This window comes from Actinomadura sp. NPDC048021 (genome assembly GCF_040653135.1).
GTDB classification, from domain to species: domain Bacteria; phylum Actinomycetota; class Actinomycetes; order Streptosporangiales; family Streptosporangiaceae; genus Spirillospora; species Spirillospora verrucosospora.
On record NZ_JBEZJQ010000002.1, the window covers coordinates 67,294 to 83,223 of the forward strand.

12 protein-coding genes are annotated in these 15,930 nt (G+C 73.7%); 3 read left to right on the plus strand and 9 right to left on the minus strand.

Going from position 1 to position 15,930, the window contains the following annotated elements:
- Positions 1 to 38 precede the first annotated feature (38 nt).
- Together AB0C87_RS03535 and AB0C87_RS03540 are read right to left on the minus strand one after the other, a co-directional pair.
- On the minus strand, positions 39 to 776 hold the full coding sequence (locus AB0C87_RS03535) for a ZIP family metal transporter (RefSeq protein WP_345171301.1): 738 nt from the start codon (positions 774 to 776) through the stop codon (positions 39 to 41).
- Between the two features lie 122 nt (positions 777 to 898).
- Positions 899 to 3,046, minus strand: coding sequence for a heterodisulfide reductase-related iron-sulfur binding cluster (locus tag AB0C87_RS03540; RefSeq protein WP_345171303.1), 2,148 nt, complete (start codon positions 3,044 to 3,046; stop codon positions 899 to 901).
- Positions 3,047 to 3,320: 274 nt separating this feature from the next.
- Here AB0C87_RS03540 and AB0C87_RS03545 point away from each other — a divergent pair, with 274 nt between their 5' ends.
- Positions 3,321 to 3,920, plus strand: a complete 600-nt coding sequence (locus AB0C87_RS03545) for a TIGR03086 family metal-binding protein (protein WP_360576356.1) — start codon at positions 3,321 to 3,323, stop codon at positions 3,918 to 3,920.
- Here AB0C87_RS03545 and AB0C87_RS03550 read toward each other — a convergent pair.
- The 3 genes from AB0C87_RS03550 to AB0C87_RS03560 all read right to left on the minus strand — a co-directional run bounded on the left by AB0C87_RS03550 (position 3,917) and on the right by AB0C87_RS03560 (position 6,381).
- Positions 3,917 to 4,618: a hypothetical protein gene (locus tag AB0C87_RS03550; RefSeq protein WP_360576358.1), complete on the minus strand. Its 702-nt coding sequence runs from the start codon at positions 4,616 to 4,618 to the stop codon at positions 3,917 to 3,919. The genes AB0C87_RS03545 and AB0C87_RS03550 overlap by 4 nt on opposite strands.
- A 36-nt stretch (positions 4,619 to 4,654) precedes the next feature.
- Entirely contained in the window at positions 4,655 to 5,089 is a 435-nt protein-coding gene (locus AB0C87_RS03555) for a hypothetical protein (protein ID WP_345171311.1), read from the minus strand.
- An 83-nt stretch (positions 5,090 to 5,172) separates the two neighbouring features.
- The gene (locus AB0C87_RS03560) at positions 5,173 to 6,381 is read right to left on the minus strand and encodes an acetyl-CoA C-acetyltransferase (protein ID WP_360576361.1); all 1,209 of its coding nucleotides are present in this window, start codon (positions 6,379 to 6,381) and stop codon (positions 5,173 to 5,175) included.
- Between the two features lie 160 nt (positions 6,382 to 6,541).
- Here AB0C87_RS03560 and AB0C87_RS03565 point away from each other — a divergent pair, with 160 nt between their 5' ends.
- On the plus strand, positions 6,542 to 8,083 hold the full coding sequence (locus AB0C87_RS03565; RefSeq protein WP_345171315.1) for a 3-hydroxyacyl-CoA dehydrogenase: 1,542 nt from the start codon (positions 6,542 to 6,544) through the stop codon (positions 8,081 to 8,083).
- Positions 8,084 to 8,122: 39 nt separating this feature from the next.
- On the opposite strand, the gene AB0C87_RS03570 is transcribed toward AB0C87_RS03565, so the two are convergent.
- Entirely contained in the window at positions 8,123 to 9,619 is a 1,497-nt protein-coding gene (locus tag AB0C87_RS03570; RefSeq protein ID WP_353831935.1) for a DHA2 family efflux MFS transporter permease subunit, read from the minus strand.
- Between the two features lie 109 nt (positions 9,620 to 9,728).
- Here AB0C87_RS03570 and AB0C87_RS03575 point away from each other — a divergent pair, with 109 nt between their 5' ends.
- Positions 9,729 to 10,442 (plus strand): TetR/AcrR family transcriptional regulator C-terminal domain-containing protein, encoded by a 714-nt coding sequence (locus AB0C87_RS03575; RefSeq protein ID WP_345171320.1) that lies wholly within the window; start codon positions 9,729 to 9,731, stop codon positions 10,440 to 10,442.
- A 38-nt stretch (positions 10,443 to 10,480) separates the two neighbouring features.
- Here AB0C87_RS03575 and AB0C87_RS03580 read toward each other — a convergent pair whose 3' ends face one another.
- From AB0C87_RS03580 to AB0C87_RS03590, 3 genes are all read right to left on the minus strand, one after another.
- On the minus strand, positions 10,481 to 11,713 hold the full coding sequence (locus tag AB0C87_RS03580; RefSeq protein WP_345171322.1) for a CU044_5270 family protein: 1,233 nt from the start codon (positions 11,711 to 11,713) through the stop codon (positions 10,481 to 10,483).
- The gene (locus tag AB0C87_RS03585) at positions 11,710 to 12,384 is read right to left on the minus strand and encodes an RNA polymerase sigma factor (RefSeq protein ID WP_360576364.1); all 675 of its coding nucleotides are present in this window, start codon (positions 12,382 to 12,384) and stop codon (positions 11,710 to 11,712) included. Before AB0C87_RS03585 ends, AB0C87_RS03580 begins: the two co-directional genes overlap by 4 nt.
- A gap of 96 nt (positions 12,385 to 12,480) precedes the next feature.
- Entirely contained in the window at positions 12,481 to 15,825 is a 3,345-nt protein-coding gene (locus AB0C87_RS03590; protein WP_360576366.1) for a S8 family serine peptidase, read from the minus strand.
- Positions 15,826 to 15,930 lie beyond the last annotated feature (105 nt).

The following is a 15,930-nucleotide window of genomic DNA, read 5'->3' on the forward strand; positions in this document are numbered from 1 at the left end:
CAGAGAGAAGGCCGTCCGGGTTTCCGGGCGGCCTTCTCTCAGCTCGCGAGCCCGACGCTGAGCAGCACGGCGAGGAGCCCGAGCCCGGTGGCGGCCAGGGTCATGACCCGCGGGTGGACGCTGTGCGCCTCGGGCAGGATCTCGGCGGCGGCCAGGTACAGCAGGACGCCGGCGAAGACGCCGAGGTAGGGACCGAGGACGGCGTCCGGGACGGTGGCCAGCATGCCGACGGCGGCCCCGGCGACGGGGGCGGCGGCGTCGGCGAGCAGCAGCAGGACGGCGGGGCGCCGGTCGCCGCGGTACAGCGAGGCGGCGGTGAAGGTGTTGAACCCGTCCGCGAAGTCGTGGGTGACGACGGCGAGCGCGACGAAGACGCCGGTCTCGGTGCCGGTCTGGAAGCCGAAGCCGATGCTGAGGCCGTCCACCAGGCTGTGCAGGACGAGGGCGGACGCGGCGAGCAGCCCGCCGGAGCCCGAGCCGCGGGCGTGCTCGTGCGGGGCGTACTCCTCCTCGTGGGCGCGGTGGATCGCGACCGCCTGCTCGACGACGTGCAGGAGCACGAACCCGGCCGCGAAGCCGATCATGGGCGCGGGGACGCCGAAGGGGCGGTGGCGGGTCAGCGCCAGCGACTCGGGGAGCAGGTCGAACGCGACGACGCCGAGCATGAGCCCGCCGGCGAGGCCGAGGACGAGGTGCCGGTGGTCGCGGACCCGCATCGCGGTGAGGCCGCCCGCGAGCGTCATCAGGAACGCGAGGAGGGACGCGAGCACGGCCATCCCCAGGTCTTACCAGCGAGCCCGCCCCCTCAACCGCGGCGGGAGCGCGGAACGGCCCGCCAGACGCGGAACGGCCCCGCCCCCGCCTGAGCGGGAACGGGGCCGTCGCGGAGCAGGCGCCCCTACTCGGCGGCGACCGCCTCCTTCTCGGGGGCGGTGCCCTCGCCCTTGATGGAGCGGATCAGGAGCTGGGAGACGTCGACGACCTCCAGCGACTCCTTGGCGTCGCCCGCGTTCTTCTTCTCGTTGATGGCGTCGCCCAGCATGACCAGGCAGAACGGGCAGGCGGTGGAGACGGTGTCGGGGTTGGTCTCCAGCGCCTCGTCCACGCGCTCGGTGTTGATGCGCTTGCCGATGCGCTCCTCCATCCACATCCGGGCGCCGCCGGCGCCGCAGCAGAAGCCGCGGTCCTTGTGCCGGTGCATCTCCTGCGTCCGGACGCCGGGGACGGTCGCCATGATGTCGCGCGGCTGCTTGTAGACCTTGTTGTGGCGGCCGAGGAAGCAGGGGTCGTGGTAGGTGATGTTCTCCTCGATCGGCGTGACCGGGGTGAGCTTGCCCTCCTCGACCAGGTGCGCGAGCAGCTGGGTGTGGTGGACGACCTCGTAGTTCCCGCCGATCTGCGGGTACTCGTTGGCCAGGGTGTTGAAGCAGTGCGGGCAGGTCGCGACGATCTTCTTGACGCCCGCGTCGTTCAGCGTCTCGACGTTCTGCTGGCCGAGCATCTGGAAGACGAACTCCATGCCGAGGCGGCGGGCCGGGTCGCCGGTGCACGCCTCCATGGGGCCGAGAACGGCGAACTTGACGCCCGCGATGTGCAGGAGCTCGGCGACGGCCTTGGTGGTCTTCTTGGCGCGGTCCTCCAGGGCGCCGGCGCAGCCGACCCAGAACAGGTACTCGGTGTCCTCGGAGACCTTGTCGTCGACGACGTCGACCTCGAAGTCGAGCTCCTCGATCCATTCGAGGCGCTTCATCTCGGACATCCCCCACGGGTTGCCCTTGTTCTCCAGGTTCTTCAGCATGACGCCGGCCTCGGAGGGGAACGAGGACTCGATCATGACCTGGAAGCGGCGCATGTCCAGGATGTGGTCGATGTGCTCGATGTCGACCGGGCACTGCTCGACGCACGCGCCGCAGTTGGTGCAGGACCACAGGACGTCGGGGTGGATGACGCCGTCGTCGCCGACGAGGGCCTTGTCGACCTCCATGGCGAGCTTCTGCTCGTCGGTGAACCCGTTGCGGGCCTCTTCCGACGCGGTGAAGTAGGGCGCCTTGGCCAGGGCGTGGTCGCGCAGCTCCAGGACGAGCATCTTGGGCGACAGCGGCTTGCCGGTGTTCCAGGCGGGGCACTGCGACTGGCAGCGACCGCACTCGGTGCAGGTCGCCATGTCGAGGAAGCCCTTCCAGGTGAAGTCCTCGATCTTGCCGCGGCCGAAGACGTCCTCGTCGGGGTCGGCCTCCTCGAAGTCGAGCGGCTTGCCGCCCGACATCATCGGCTGCGCGGCGCCGAGGCCGTCGGGGCGGCGCTTGAACATGACGTTCAGCGGCGCCAGGAAGATGTGCAGGTGCTTGGAGTGGACGACGAAGACCAGGAAGATCAGCGCGACGGCGATGTGCAGCAGCAGGCCGACCGACTCCAGGACCTCCAGCGTGTGGTCGCTCAGCCCGTCGAACAGGTGGCCGACCAGGTAGGAGAAGTAGGCGCCCTTGCCATAGGGCAGGTTGCCGCTGGCCCACTCCACGCCGCGGAAGAAGAACATCGTCCAGATCACGTTGAAGATCATGAACAGCGTCATCCAGGCGCCGGACAGGTGCGAGCCCTTGAACCGGGACTTGCGGCCGATGCGCTTGGGCGAGTTCTTGATCCGGATCGCGGTGAAGACGAGCAGGCCGGCGGTGCAGGCGAGGGCGATCGTGTCCTGGACGAATCCGATCGGCGGCCAGGTCTGCAGGCCGGGGATCTTGGCGTCCAGCCCGAACAGCAGCGCGACGGCCGCCTCCAGGTAGACGGTGATCAGCAGGATGAACGCCCACATGACCGCGGCGTGCGAGACGCCGGCGAGGGTCCACTTCAGCAGCTTGCGCTGGCCGAGCACCTCGACGGCCTGGCCCTCGACGGCCTTGGCGGGCTCACGCCTGACCTGAAGCGTCCGCTGGGGATCGGGCTGCCCGCTCTTGGCGATCGCGTACAGGAACAGCACTCGCCTCCCGGCGAGCGCCAGCGCGACCGCCGCTCCGGCGAGCCCGATGACCAATGTGATCCAGAACACTGTTCCGTCCTCCTGGGGTACGGGCGATGGCAGCCAGCGTAGGGCTCGCGTCGGACTGCTCTCCATCCGGGGCCCGAATACTACTCGGTAGTAGCTTACGCGTCACATCCCCTGGTCAGAACAGCCCGCGCCGACGTCGGGACCGCCGAGTCCTTCGATCTTGATTCTTACCCGTGTGGCGATGAGTATCCGGCGGGTTCCGAGTCCATATCACCGAGCGGGGCGCGTCCACCGGCGTCCCGTCCAGCGGTATGCGAGACGGAAGGATGCACCTATGACCTCGACTCCCGACCTCGGCCCCGCCGCCCGGCGGATGGCCGCCCTGCTCGCGGACGTGCGCGACTCCCAGCTCACGGGACCCACGCCCAACGGCGGCATGCCGCTCGGCGCCCTCATCGACCATGTGGACGGCCTGGTCCTGGCCTTCACCTGGGCGGCGGCGAAGGACTTCCCGGAGGGCCCGTCGCAGCCGCCGTCCGCCGACGCCGCCCGGCTCGCCCCGGGCTGGCGCACCCGCATCCCCGAGCGGCTCGACGCGCTGACCGCGGCCTGGCGCTCCCCGGAGGCGTGGCAGGGCATGACCCAGGCCGGCGGCGTCGACCTGCCCGGCGACCAGGCCGGCCTCGTCGCGATGAACGAGCTGGTCGTGCACGGCTGGGACGTCTCCCGCGCCCTCGGCCGGTCCTACGACGCCGGGGCGGACGAGATCGAGGCGTGCCTGGGCTTCGTCGCCCCGGCCGTCGAGCAGAGCGGCGGCCAGGGCGTCCCGGGCCTGTTCGGCCCCGCCGTCGAGGTGGGCGATGACGCGTCCGCGCTCGACCGCCTCCTCGCCCTGACCGGCCGCGACCCGTCCTGGACGGCGGAGCGCGGCTAGCTCTCCGAGGGCTCCGAGACGTGCACGAGGAGGTCGTGGACGAAGTAGGCCTTCATCGGGCGTCCGTCGAGCTCGAACGGCACGACGTGGTAGTACATGTTCGGGTACTGCGTGGGCTCCCAGCCGAAGAACGCCTCGGCCTCCGTCCGCAGGATCGCCCAGGGGCGCATGTCGTCGACCGACCGCATCGGCTCGCCCGACCTGCGGACGAACCGCTTGTCGACGACGTAGTCGCCGACCTCGGTGTCCATGCTGCTGTGCTCCAGCCAGAAGTCGGGCCAGAGCGGGAGGGCGAACCGGTGCCGGGAGGGGCCGCCGCTGACCGGCTCGCCCAGGATCACCGCCATGTCCTTGATCTTCAGCAGGTCCGGGCTCCTCCACTCGGCGGCCTCCTCCACCAGGGCCTCCGGCGGGTCGTCGTAGGGCGCCGGCAGTTCCGGGAGGGACGGGCTGACACCGCGCATATCGTTGAGGAGGGACAGCTGATAGCCCTCCACGGTCGCCGAGCGCGAGGGCCGGGGCTCGGGGTCGGCGAAGCGCTCGCACGACCAGCACCACCAGGGCGCGGGCGGGCCCATGCAGCCGCCGGTGTAGTAGATCTCGCGGCGCTCGTGACGCCGGTACGGCGTGTCGTCGGCGGGCATGCCGTACTCGACCGGGACCAGCGGACCGTCACACTGTTCGCACTTCGGACTCATGCCACCTCAGACGCCACCGGCGGCCCGTGTGTTCGATCAGATGATCCCGCTGGTGTAGATCTTCGTGTAGGACTGGCTGCCGACGAAGGGGTTGTTGACGGCCCACAGGTAGCCGTTCTGGTATTCCGGCACGTCGAAGTCGCACATCACCCAACCGCCCGCCTCACCGCGGTTGTTGAAGCACTCCCGGTACCACGACGAGGACGGTTCGTTGTCCTGGAGCGTTCCGGCGGCGGACGCTCCGTTCGCCGCGGTGTCCTTCACCCACACCTTGTCCCCGTACTCGGCGAAGCACGCCTTCGCGCCGCTGGTCGACACGCACCAGACGCTGGAGCCGTCCGCCGCCGGCGGCGCGCCGCTCGGCGTGCCCGTCGCGGCCGACGCCACGCCCGCCGTCAGGGCCGCCGTCCCGGCCGTGACGAGCACCGCCGTCGCGGGAACCACCGTCAGTGCGCGCAACAACCTGTTCATGCGATTCCCCTCGCTACCTGGCGAATTCATCGATCTCGTGATGACTCGCGACATCCAACCACGAGGGTGATCGGGGGTCCCGGTCAGGCGCGCTCGAAGATCGCGGCGAGGCCCTGGCCGCCGCCGACGCACATGGTCTCCAGGCCGTAGCGGGCGCCTCGGCGGTCCATCTCGCGGGCGAGGGTCGCGAGGATGCGGGCGCCGGTCGCGCCGACGGGGTGCCCGAGGGAGATGCCGGAGCCGTGCACGTTGACGCGGTCCCAGTCGGCGTCCTTCAGGCCCCACTCGCGGGCGACGGCGAGGACCTGCGCGGCGAACGCCTCGTTCAGCTCGACGAGGTCGATGTCGGCGAGGGTGAGGCCGGCGGCGTCCAGGGCCCTGGCGGCGGCGGGGACGGGGCCGATGCCCATCGTCTCGGGCGGCACCCCGGCGCGGCCCCAGGAGACGAGCCGGACGAGGGGCCGCAGGCCCAGGTCGGCGGCGCGTTCGGGCGTGGTGACCACGCAGGCGGCGGCCGCGTCGTTCTGGCCGCTGGAGTTGCCGGCCGTGACCGTGGCCTCGGGGTCCGCCTTGCCGAGGACGGGACGCAGCTTCGCCAGCCCCTCGACCGTGGTGCCGGGACGCGGGTGCTCGTCGGCGTCGACGACCGTGCCGCCCTTCCGCGACCGGACGGTCACCGGGACGATCTCCTCGGCGAAGACCCCCGACCGCTGGGCGGCGACCGCGCGCTCGTGGGACCGGGCGGCCAGCTCGTCCTGCTCGCGGCGCCCGATCCCGTACTCGCGGCGCAGGTTCTCGGCGGTCTCCAGCATCCCGCCGGGAACGGGATGGCGGACGCCGCCGGCGGTGACGCGTCCCCGCGCGAGCGCGTCGTGCAGTTCGAGGGACGGCCCGCGCACGCCCCAGCGCGCCGCGGTCGTGTAGAACGGCGCGCCGCTCATGCTCTCCGCGCCGCCCGCGATGATCACATCGCTGACCCCGGTCTGGATCTGCATGGCGGCGTTCAGGACGGCCTGGAGCCCGGACCCGCACCGCCGGTCGAGCTGGGTCCCGCCGACCGTGACCGGGAGCCCGGCGTCCAGGGCGGCCACGCGCCCGATGGCGGGGGCGTCGGAGGTGGGGTAGCAGTGCCCGAGGATCACCTCGTCGACCGCGTCCCCGGGCAGGCCGGTCCGCTCGACCAGGGCGCGGACGACCGCGGCGGCGAGCTCGGCGGCCGTGACGGTGCTGAGCGCTCCGCCGAACCGGCCGATGGGGGTCCGCAGCGGCTCGCAGATCACCGCGTCGCGCATGGTGGTCTCCTCGGGACGGGGGCGCGGGCACTTCGCAGGGTACGGCCCGTCGCCGGGAGGCGGCGTCCGGGCTTCCGCGCGGTGGAGTTGAATGCTGGGTACCCATGGCGGTGGCGAACCGGGACGTGGGCCAGAGGGCTGGGCGAGCGCGGGAGGCGACGTGGAGCAGTGGGCGGGCCGGGCGGCGACGATCAGGGTGATCGGCGCAGGGGCGATGGGGCGCGGGATCGCGCAGCTCGCCGCGGCGGGCGGGCTGACGGTGGAGCTGGCCGACATCCGGACGCAGGCCGTGATGGAGGCGGCCGAGCACGTCGGGGCCATGTTCGACAGGCTCGCCGCGAAGGGGCGCATGACGGCGGCCGACGCGGAGGCGGCGAAGGGGCGGCTCCGGCCGGTCGGCGAGCCGCTCACCCCGTTCCAGGACTGCGACCTCGTCGTGGAGGCCGTCCGGGAGGACATGGAGACCAAGCGGGAACTGTTCAGGTCGCTGGAGAAGGTCTGCCCGGAGCACACCGTCTTCGCGACCAACACCAGTTCGCTGCCGGTGACGGCGATCGCCGCCGCGCTGGACGACCCGTCCCGGGTGGCGGGGCTGCACTTCTTCAATCCGGTGCCGCTGATGAAGCTCGTCGAGGTGATCCCGGGGGCGCGCACGGCCGAGTGGATCCCGGACGCGCTCGCCGACCTCGTAAGGCGTCTCGGTCACACTCCGGTGCTCGCGCCCGACGCGCCGGGGTTCCTCGTCAACCACGCTGGGCGCGGCCTGGTGACGGAGGCGCTGCAGATCCTCTCCGAGGGCGTCGCCGAGCCCGTGGACATCGACCGCATCGCGCGGGACGTCCTCGGCCTGAAGATGGGGCCGTGCGAACTTCTGGACCTGACCGGGATGGACGTGTCGCACCCGGTGATGGAGTCCATCTGGACGGGCTTCTACACCGAGCCGCGGTTCCGTCCGTCCAGGATCGGCAGGGCGCGCCTGGAGGCGGGGCTTCTAGGACGCAAGACCGGCGAGGGCTTCTACAAGTACGTGGACGGGGTGAAGCAGGAGCCCGCCGAGCCCGGCGCCCCGGCCGTCGACTTCCGGCCCGTCTGGTTCCAGGAACCGCAGCACCGCGAGACGCTGGGGATGCTGCTGTCCGAGGCCGGGGTGGAGGTCGAGGCCGGTGACGAGCCGTCCGAGGAGGCCGTCCTGCTGGTCGACGCCGCGACGGACATGAGCGTCGCGGCCCAGGTCGGCAACGGCCTCCCCGGGGAGCGGACCCTCGGGATCGACGGGTTCTTCGGGTTCTTCGGCCGGATCACCCTCACCGTGCAGCCCGCGCTCGACCCGGACGCGGGCCGCGCGGCGCTCGCCGCCCTCCTCGCCACGGGACGGCCGGTGACCGTCGTGCGGGACGCGCCCGTCGCCGTCGCGCCGCGGCTGCTGGCGTCGATCGTCAACGTAGGCTGCGGCATCGCCGAGCAGCGGCTGGCCGTTCCCGCCGACGTCGACACCGCCGTCCGGCTCGGGCTCGGCTACCCGCGCGGGCCGCTGGAGTGGGGCGACCACGTGGGCGCCGGGCGCGTCCTCGACGTCCTGGAGCAGATGCACGAGGCGACCGGCGACCCGCGTTACCGTCCGAGCGGCTGGCTGACCGAACGCGTCGCGCTCGGCCTGCCGCTCACCGAGACGGGCACCGCCCCGTCCGACCTGCTCGCCTAGCGCCTCAGCCGGTCGGCTCGACGGGGTACGGGGACCTCTTCACGCGGGCTCGGCGACCTTCCCGGCGGGCGCGGGCGCGGGGCGGCGGGCGCGCACGACGAAGGCGGCGAACAGGGCGGCGGCCAGCATCGCGCCGCACGCGGCGAACGAGGCGGCCGACACCGCGTGGGCGAAGGCGTCGCGCGCGGCGCGGGCGAGGCCGGGGTCGCCGGTCGCCAGGGCCTCACCCAGCGAATGGCGCGCCGCCGCGGGCGCGGCGCCGGGGAGGTCGCGGGCGTAGACGGCGGAGACGACGCTGCCGAGGACGGCGACGCCGAGCGCGCTGCCGAGCTCCTGACCGGCGTCGTTCACCGCCGAGCCGACCCCGGCCTCCTCGGGCGGGACGGCGGCCATGAGGGTGCTGTAGGCGGGCGGTGTGCCGAGCCCGGCGCCGAAGCCGAGGACGGCGAGCCCGACCGCGAGCACGGCGTAGCCGTCGTCCGGCTCCGCCAGGCCGAGGGCCAGGAAACCGGCCGCGGTGACGGAGAAGCCGGCGACGAGGGCGGGACGGGCGCCGAACCGGGACTCCAGCGACGCGCCGACGCCGTTGCCGACGCCCGCGGAGACGGCGACCGGAAGCAGCGCCAGCCCGGCCTCGAGCGGGCCGTAGCCGTGCACCGACTGGAGCAGCTGGGTCAGGGCGAACAGCGTCCCGGCCAGCGCGAAGCCGAACAGCGCGATCATGACGGCGGCCCCGGAGAAGTCGCGGTCGCGCAGCAGGCGCAGGTCGAGCATCGGCTCGGGGTTGCGGTGCTGCCAGGCGGCGAACAGGGCGAGCGCGGCGGCGCCGGCGGCCAGCCCGCCGAGCGTGCGGGCGCCGGTCCAGCCGTGCGCGGGGCCGGAGATGACCGCCCACACCAGCGCCGACATGCCCGCGGTGGACAGCGCGGCGCCGGGCACGTCGGGGCGGCGGCGCGGCCCGCGCGACTCGGGGACGAGGAGCAGCAGCCCGGCGACGGCGGCCGCGGCGACGGGCACGTTCACCAGGAAGACCGAGCCCCACCAGAAGTGCTCCAGCAGGAACCCGCCGAGCGTCGGCCCGGCGGCGAGCCCGACCATGGACGTCGCGCCCCAGATCGCGAACGCCTTCGCGCGCTCGTCCGGGCCGAACACCTGCGCCATGATCGACAGGGTCCCCGGCATGAGGAGCGCGCCTCCCACGCCCATCAGCGCCCGCATCGCGACGAGCTCGCCGGGGGATCCCGCGAAGGCCGCGAGCAGCGACCCGGCGCCGAAGAGCGCGAAGCCGGCCAGCATCGCGCGGCGGCGCCCGTGCCGGTCGCCGAGGGCGCCCGCCGTGATCAGCAGGCCGGCGAACGCCAGCGAGTAGGCGTCGATCACCCACTGGACGTCGGACGTGGTGGCGTCCAGGTCCCGCAGGAGGGACGGGATCGCCACGTTGAGGATCGTGTTGTCGACCACGACGACGAACAGGCTGAGGCACAGCACGCCGAGGATCTGCCAGCGCCGCGGATGCGGGGCGATGGGCTCGTCCATGACCACTCCGGGTTTCTCGTACAGCGTTCGATGTGACTCGCACACCGTACGACTTCACTCGTACAGTGTTCAAGTCCCGGTACTCTGTACGGGAGCGAGGAGGGCACGCATGGCCGAGGAGAGCAGGGCGCCGTCCGTCTGGGTGCGGCCGGAACGCGCGCGGCGGGGCCGGCCCGCCCTCGGCCGGACGCAGATCGTCGACGCCGCGCTCGACCTGCTCGACGCCGAGGGGCTGGACGGCCTCAGCATGCGCCGCCTCGGCACCCGCCTGAACGCGGGGGCGACCTCGGTCTACTGGCACGTCGCGAACAAGGACGAGCTGCTGGAGCTCGCCCTCGACCGGGTCATGGCCGAGGTGGCGGTCCCGGCCGGGGACGGCTGGCGGGCCGCCGCGACCGGCTACGCGCGCAGCCTCCGCGCGATGATCCACCGGCACCCGTGGACGGTGACGCTGTTCGGCGGCCGCCCGATGATCGGCCCGAACGCGACCCGCGTCCTGGACGAGGTGCTCGCCGCGTTCGGCTCCGCCGGGTTCACCGGCTTCGACCTGGAGTACGCCTGGTCGGCGGTGGTCGACTACGTCATCGGCGCGGCCGGCAGCGAGGCGAGCTGGCAGCGCGCCCAGCCCGGCACGTCCGCCGCCGACTGGGTCGAGAACCTCGGCCCCTACCTGGACCGGCTGGACGAGGAGCGCCCCGGGCTCGCGTCGCACATCCGCGAGATCTGGATGAAGGAGACCGGCGACGTCCTGGAGGGCCGCTTCGCGTTCGGGCTCGCCTGCGTCCTCGACGGCCTCGAAGCGCGCAGGCCCCCCGCCCGGTAGCGGGCGGGGGCTGCGCGCGCGACCCGGTCGAGGACGGATCAGAAGGGCAGCTCCGCGGGCGGCTTCGGCTTGGCGTCGGTCCAGCCCGCCGAGCGGACGGCCTGGTACTCGATGACGAAGCCCGGCTTCATCCGCGCGTACGGGCCCCCCGGCCGGGTCAGCACGTACTGCCGGGACAGCAGCGCGCCGGTCCGCTCGTCGAAGACGATCGTCTGGCGGGCGCGGTAGGTCCCCTGCTCGGCCTTCGGCGTTCCGTACTCCGCGGTGATCGTGACATCGCGCTCCCCGGCCGCCAGCGCGACGCCCCGGCGGCCCAGCGGGTCCGTGACGTGGCCGATCGCGTGGATGCCCGGCTGCGCGGCCAGCGCCTTCATCAGGCCCGCCCGCACCTTCGGCGGGAGCGGGGTGCCGAGCAGCGCCGACACCCGCATGATCTTGAGGGTCGCGGTCTGGGCGGGGCCCATGCGCAGCGCCTCGGCCATCGCCTTCTTGGATTTCGGGTTCAGGCCCGCGGCCCGCCCCATCGCGTCGTCGTCGAGGAACATCGCGGCGAGCCTGGCCGGGTCGGTCGGCAGGTTCCGCAGCTCCTCAACCGACTTGTCCAGGAACACCCCGCCGCCCTCCGGGTCGACGCCGACCTCGGGGCCCTCCGACCGCCACTTCGTCGCCTTGGTGCTGTAGGTGTAGTAGTGGTCGTTGGACCAGACGCGGATGTTCGACGGTGACCCGGCCTTGCGCCACAGCGCCTCGTCCGCCGGGGTCTGCGGACGCGCCGGCAGGTCGCGGCTGTAGTACGCCTCGCCCATCCCCTTCTTCGCGCCGGTCCAGTTGAACGTCTCGTCGTGCGCGCCGAAGATCGCGTACGTTCCCGTCCGCGCCCGCACCACGTAGGCCTGACCGCTGAGCCTCTCCGCGGACCAGTAGTTGCCCGTCGGCTGCTCGGCGGCCCTGTCCGCCGCCACCAGCACCGCCTGCCTGCCCAGGTCGACGGAGGCGGGCGGCGCGTCCGGCGGCGAACCCGGGGAGCCCTGGCCGGTGGCCACGATGGCGACGGCCGCCGCCGCCCCGGCCGCGACGAGCCCCGCGCCCAGGTGGAGCGGCCGGCCGAAGCGCCGCCGCCCCGCCCTGGAGGGCCGGAGGTGCCTCCCGCCCGGCGCCATCGCCTCCTCCAGCCGGGCCAGCGCCCGCGCCGACGCCTCCGCCGACGGGGGCGGCGGCTCCCCCAGCAGCCGCCGGACCCGGGCCGTCTCGTTCATGTCGATCTCGTTCACGCGGGCGTCTCCTCAACGATCAGCGCGGGATGGGTTCCGCCGAGCGACTCCCTCAGGCGGCGCCGGGCGCGGTGCAGGCGGGACGCGACGGTGCCCGTCTTGAGGCCGAGCGCCTGGCCGACCTCCTCGTAGGTCAGGTCGGCCAGGGCCACCAGCAGCAGGACGTCGCGGTCGCCGCGCGGCAGCCGGGCCAGCGCGTCGGCGAGGTCCGCGCCCGCCCCGCCGGCGGTGACGCGCGCCGTGACCCGGTCCTCGTGGCCGTCCTGGACGTGCTCGGCGGGGGTGCGCGCCAGCGCCCGGTAGCGGCGGCCCTCCGCGCGCCGGTGCAGCCCGATCAGCCGCGTCGCGATCCCGTACAGCCACGGGCGGACCGTCCCCCGGTCGGGGTCGAAACGGCCGCGCTTGTTGAACGCGGCGAGGAAGGTCTCGGCGGCGATGTCGTCCGCCGCGTCGACGCCGAGGCGCCGCGCCGCGTACCCGTGGATCGCGGAGAAGTGCCGGTGGAAGATCTCCGCGAACGCGGCGGGCTCGCGCCGCGACCGGACGATCGCCGCCGCGTCCGAGGCGTCGGAGCCGGACGCGCCCGGCTCCGCACCGGACCGGGACCCGGGGTCCGGCGGGTGGTGGTGGGCCATGGAGTGATCCTCGTCGTCGGGGGAGTGCTCGGTCACCCCGCTCTCAACCGATCCCCCGATCACCCTTCACGCGCACGCGCCCCCCGCCCGGACGACCGGACGAGGGGCGCGTTCGGCCCTTTCGCGGCGCGGCTACCGGACGCGGTAGGCGCGGATGACGCGCTGGTCGACGCCGCTGCCGCCCGCGTCCTGCGCGGTGACGCGCAGCGAGACGGCCTGCCCCTTGACGGGCGCCGGGAGCGGCGCGGCGAACCGCCCGCCGCCGAGCGGCCTTACCTGGACGTCCTGCCAGGTCCCGCCGTCGTCAACGGACGTCCGGAAGCGCAGCCCGGTGACCTCGGCCTGGCCGGAGCCCGCCATCCGCGCGACGGTGAACACGGCGGGCTCACCGGACGGCTGGTTGCGCAGGTCGAGGTTCAGGTCGTAGTCGACGAGCAGGAGCGGGAGGTTGGCGCTCCTGCCGCCGCGCGGCTCGCGGGAGCGGAACGTCCAGGACGTCGACGTGCGGGTCGACACCGGGAGGATCGCCGACGCGTCGTTGTCGTATGTCAGCCGGTAGTCCGCCTCGCCGGACGGGACGGTGAACTCCCCGAACGGGCCGTCCTTCTCGCCCACCTTCTGGTCGCCGGCGAACAGCGCCATGTGCCCCTTCACCTCGTGCATGGCGCAGTCGAACCCGTCCGGGCGGGTCTGGAGGTCGACGAGCGCGACGCGCATGCTCTGCCCGGTGCGGGCCGCGGGGTACCGGGCGCAGCCGCTGGGCGTGACGCCGGTGCCCGAGTAGGGTCCGGGGCGCAGCGGCTGGAGGCCCCAGCGGGCGGAGACCCGCTCGCCCGGCTCCAGCTTGCCGAAGGGTCCTTGGTCCACCCAGAACTCCTCACCGAACTTGACGAACCCCTCGTCGCCCCACAGCATGCCGGGGACGGTCGAGACGTAGTCGGTCCGGGACGTCCCGGGCTTGACGTCGCCGGCCGCGTCGAAGGTCAGCAGGCCCTCCGGGCTGATGCCGTAGCGCTTCTCGCTCATGGGGATGCCCGGGTCCCCGTCGAAGGCGGCGAACTCCTGGTCGACGCGGGCCATCCGCTTGAGCTCGGCGCCGGTGACCACGTGCGTCGGGTCGGCGGGGATTCCGCCGCCCAGCGGGTGGACGACGTCGTAGACCGTGCCGGGCGCGGTCAGCCGGTGGTTGGTGTACGCGCTGAACGTCCCGGTCTGGACGCCGCCCATCGGCTGGGCGTACACGGGCGCGTTCGCGGGATCGAAGGAGTAGGCGCTGAACCACCACAGCCCCTGGCCGGCGTCGCGGACCATGTCCGCGGACATCATCGTCTGCTCGGTCTCGACGCCCTCGACGCGCGCGCCGACCTGCACGGCGGCGGCGCCGTCGAGCGTGACGGTCGCGGGCCCTCCGACGACCACCTCGGGGTCGCCGGCGAGGGCCGAACGCCAGTCGCCGAAGTCGTCCACGTTGCCGAGGACCGCGTAGCGGCCGTCGGGGACGCGGACCTTCGCCGTTCCGGTGGCGTCGACCCACTCGGAGAACAGCGCCATGTCGGCCAGGTCGACCACCGTCGCGGAGGCGGAGAAGTTCGCGGGGTCGGTGCCGGGCAGCGGCGTGGCCCTGATCGTGAGGTCGTGCGACGGGGGCTCGACGTAGAACGTCACGGGCGTTTCGAGGACGGCGCCGCCGCCCTTCGCCGTCACCACGGCCGTGTACAGGCCGGGACGGTCGGCGAGTTCGGCCGCGTTCACGGTCAGCGGGGCCTCGCCGGCGCCGCCCGCCGGGACGTCCACGGCCGCCGGGACGCTCGCCGCGCCGTCCGCCGCGTGCCCGCGGCGGTCGACGACCTTCACGCTCAACCGCAGGCGGACGGGGCCGGACGACTGGGACGTCCAGCCGAGCTTCGTCGACAGCGCGCCGTGCTCGGGGAACCGGGACGTGCCGAGATCGACGATGCTCTGCGCGGCGAGGACGGGGCTCTTCGCGGCCTCCCCGACGTCGAGGCGTCCGGCGCCGCGCTCGTAGGCGTCGCCGCCGGTCGCGGGGTCGGCCGTCCCGACGAGGGCGGCCTTGAGACGGGCCGGCCCCCAGTCCGGGTGCCTCGCGGCGAGCAGCGCGGCGGCGCCGGCGACGTGCGGCGTGGCCATCGACGTCCCGGACGACTTCGTGTAGGCCGCCCCGGTCGGCGTGCCCATGGCGGTGCCCTCGGCGCGGGCCGCGACGATGTCGACGCCCGGCGCGACGATCTCCGGTTTGGCGGCGCGGCCGCGCGGCCCCCGGCTGGAGAACTCCGCGAGCCGGTCGCGGGCGTCGACCGCCCCGACGGTCAGCGCGGCGTCGGCCGTGCCGGGCGAACCGACCGACCCGACCAGGCCGTCGTTGCCGGCCGCGACGACGAACAGCGTCCCGTGCCGCTTCGTCAGGTCGTTCAGGGCCAGCGAGAGGGGGTCCGCGCCGTCGGTGGGGGCGCCGCCGAGGCTCATGTTGACGACGTCGGCGCGCGGCGCCGCCCACTCCATTCCGGCGATCACGCTGGAGTCGGTGCCGGAGCCCTCGTCGTCGAGGACCTTGCCGATCAGCAGGTCCGCGTCCGGGGCGACGCCCTTGCGTCGCCCGTCGGAGGCGGCGCCCGTCCCGGCGACGGTCGAGGCGACGTGCGTGCCGTGCCCGAACCGGTCGGCGGTGCCGGCCGACTCGGAGAAGTTCCTCGTCTCGGCGATGCGTCCCTTGAGGTCGGGGTGCCCGGCGTCCACGCCCGTGTCCAGGACGGCGACCTTCGCGCCCTTGCCGGTGTATCCGGCGCGCCAGGCCTCCGGCGCGCCGACCTGCCGCAGGTTGCGGTCGAGCCGCCCGGCGGCGGGGGCGGTCGGGGCGGTGTTCGCCTTGACCTTGCCGTCCAGCCAGATGTGCCGGATCCCGTCCGTCGCCTTCAGGGAGGGGCCTCGCATCCCGGCCAGCGTCCTGCCGAGGGCGCTCGCGTCGCTCTTGGGCTGCCGCACGGCGACGGCGCCGATGCTCGGCAGGTCCCGCGTCTTGTCGAGCGTCCCTCCGAGCGCCGACAGGGAGCGCGTGTCCTTGTCGCGCTGGACGATCAGCGGCAGGTCCTTGCTGCGGGCGTCGTCGTAGCCCTGCGCGACCAGGGCGGTCACGTCGAACAGCTCGGGGTCGATCAGCCGGCCGACCAGCCCGGCGACGTCGATCGGGACGACCACGACGTGCCCGTCCGGGCGGATCTCCTTGCGGAACGCGCGCTTCTCCCGCCCGGGTGCGGGGGTCACCGAGACGAGCGGGGGCCTGCCCCTGACCGTCCGGACGGCGACCACGTCCCCGGTCAGCAGGGTCACCTTCCAGGAACCGCGGGTGTCCAGGCCGCCCGAGGGGCTCGGCGCGGCGTGCGCGGGCGGCGGGACGGCGGCCAGCGCCCCGGCCGCCGTCAGGAGGCCGAGCAGGGCCCGGCTCCGGCGTCTGTGGGTCATCGAGTCTCCTCTGCCATCGCCGTCCCGCGATGGGACGGTCGATGTTGATCACCCGCAGAGGCCGATCGAGTTCACGGCCGGCGCGGGCGCCCGCGGGACCGCGCC

Coding starts and splice junctions, on each gene's coding strand:
- AB0C87_RS03590 (WP_360576366.1), bottom strand. CDS start 15,825: ATGACCCACAGACGCCGGAGCCGGGCCCTGCTCGGCCTCCTGACGGCG.
- AB0C87_RS03550 (WP_360576358.1), bottom strand. CDS start 4,618: ATGAGTCCGAAGTGCGAACAGTGTGACGGTCCGCTGGTCCCGGTCGAG.
- AB0C87_RS03560 (WP_360576361.1), bottom strand. CDS start 6,381: ATGCGCGACGCGGTGATCTGCGAGCCGCTGCGGACCCCCATCGGCCGG.
- AB0C87_RS03555 (WP_345171311.1), bottom strand. CDS start 5,089: ATGAACAGGTTGTTGCGCGCACTGACGGTGGTTCCCGCGACGGCGGTG.
- AB0C87_RS03570 (WP_353831935.1), bottom strand. CDS start 9,619: ATGGACGAGCCCATCGCCCCGCATCCGCGGCGCTGGCAGATCCTCGGC.
- AB0C87_RS03535 (WP_345171301.1), bottom strand. CDS start 776: ATGGCCGTGCTCGCGTCCCTCCTCGCGTTCCTGATGACGCTCGCGGGC.
- AB0C87_RS03575 (WP_345171320.1), top strand. CDS start 9,729: ATGGCCGAGGAGAGCAGGGCGCCGTCCGTCTGGGTGCGGCCGGAACGC.
- AB0C87_RS03545 (WP_360576356.1), top strand. CDS start 3,321: ATGACCTCGACTCCCGACCTCGGCCCCGCCGCCCGGCGGATGGCCGCC.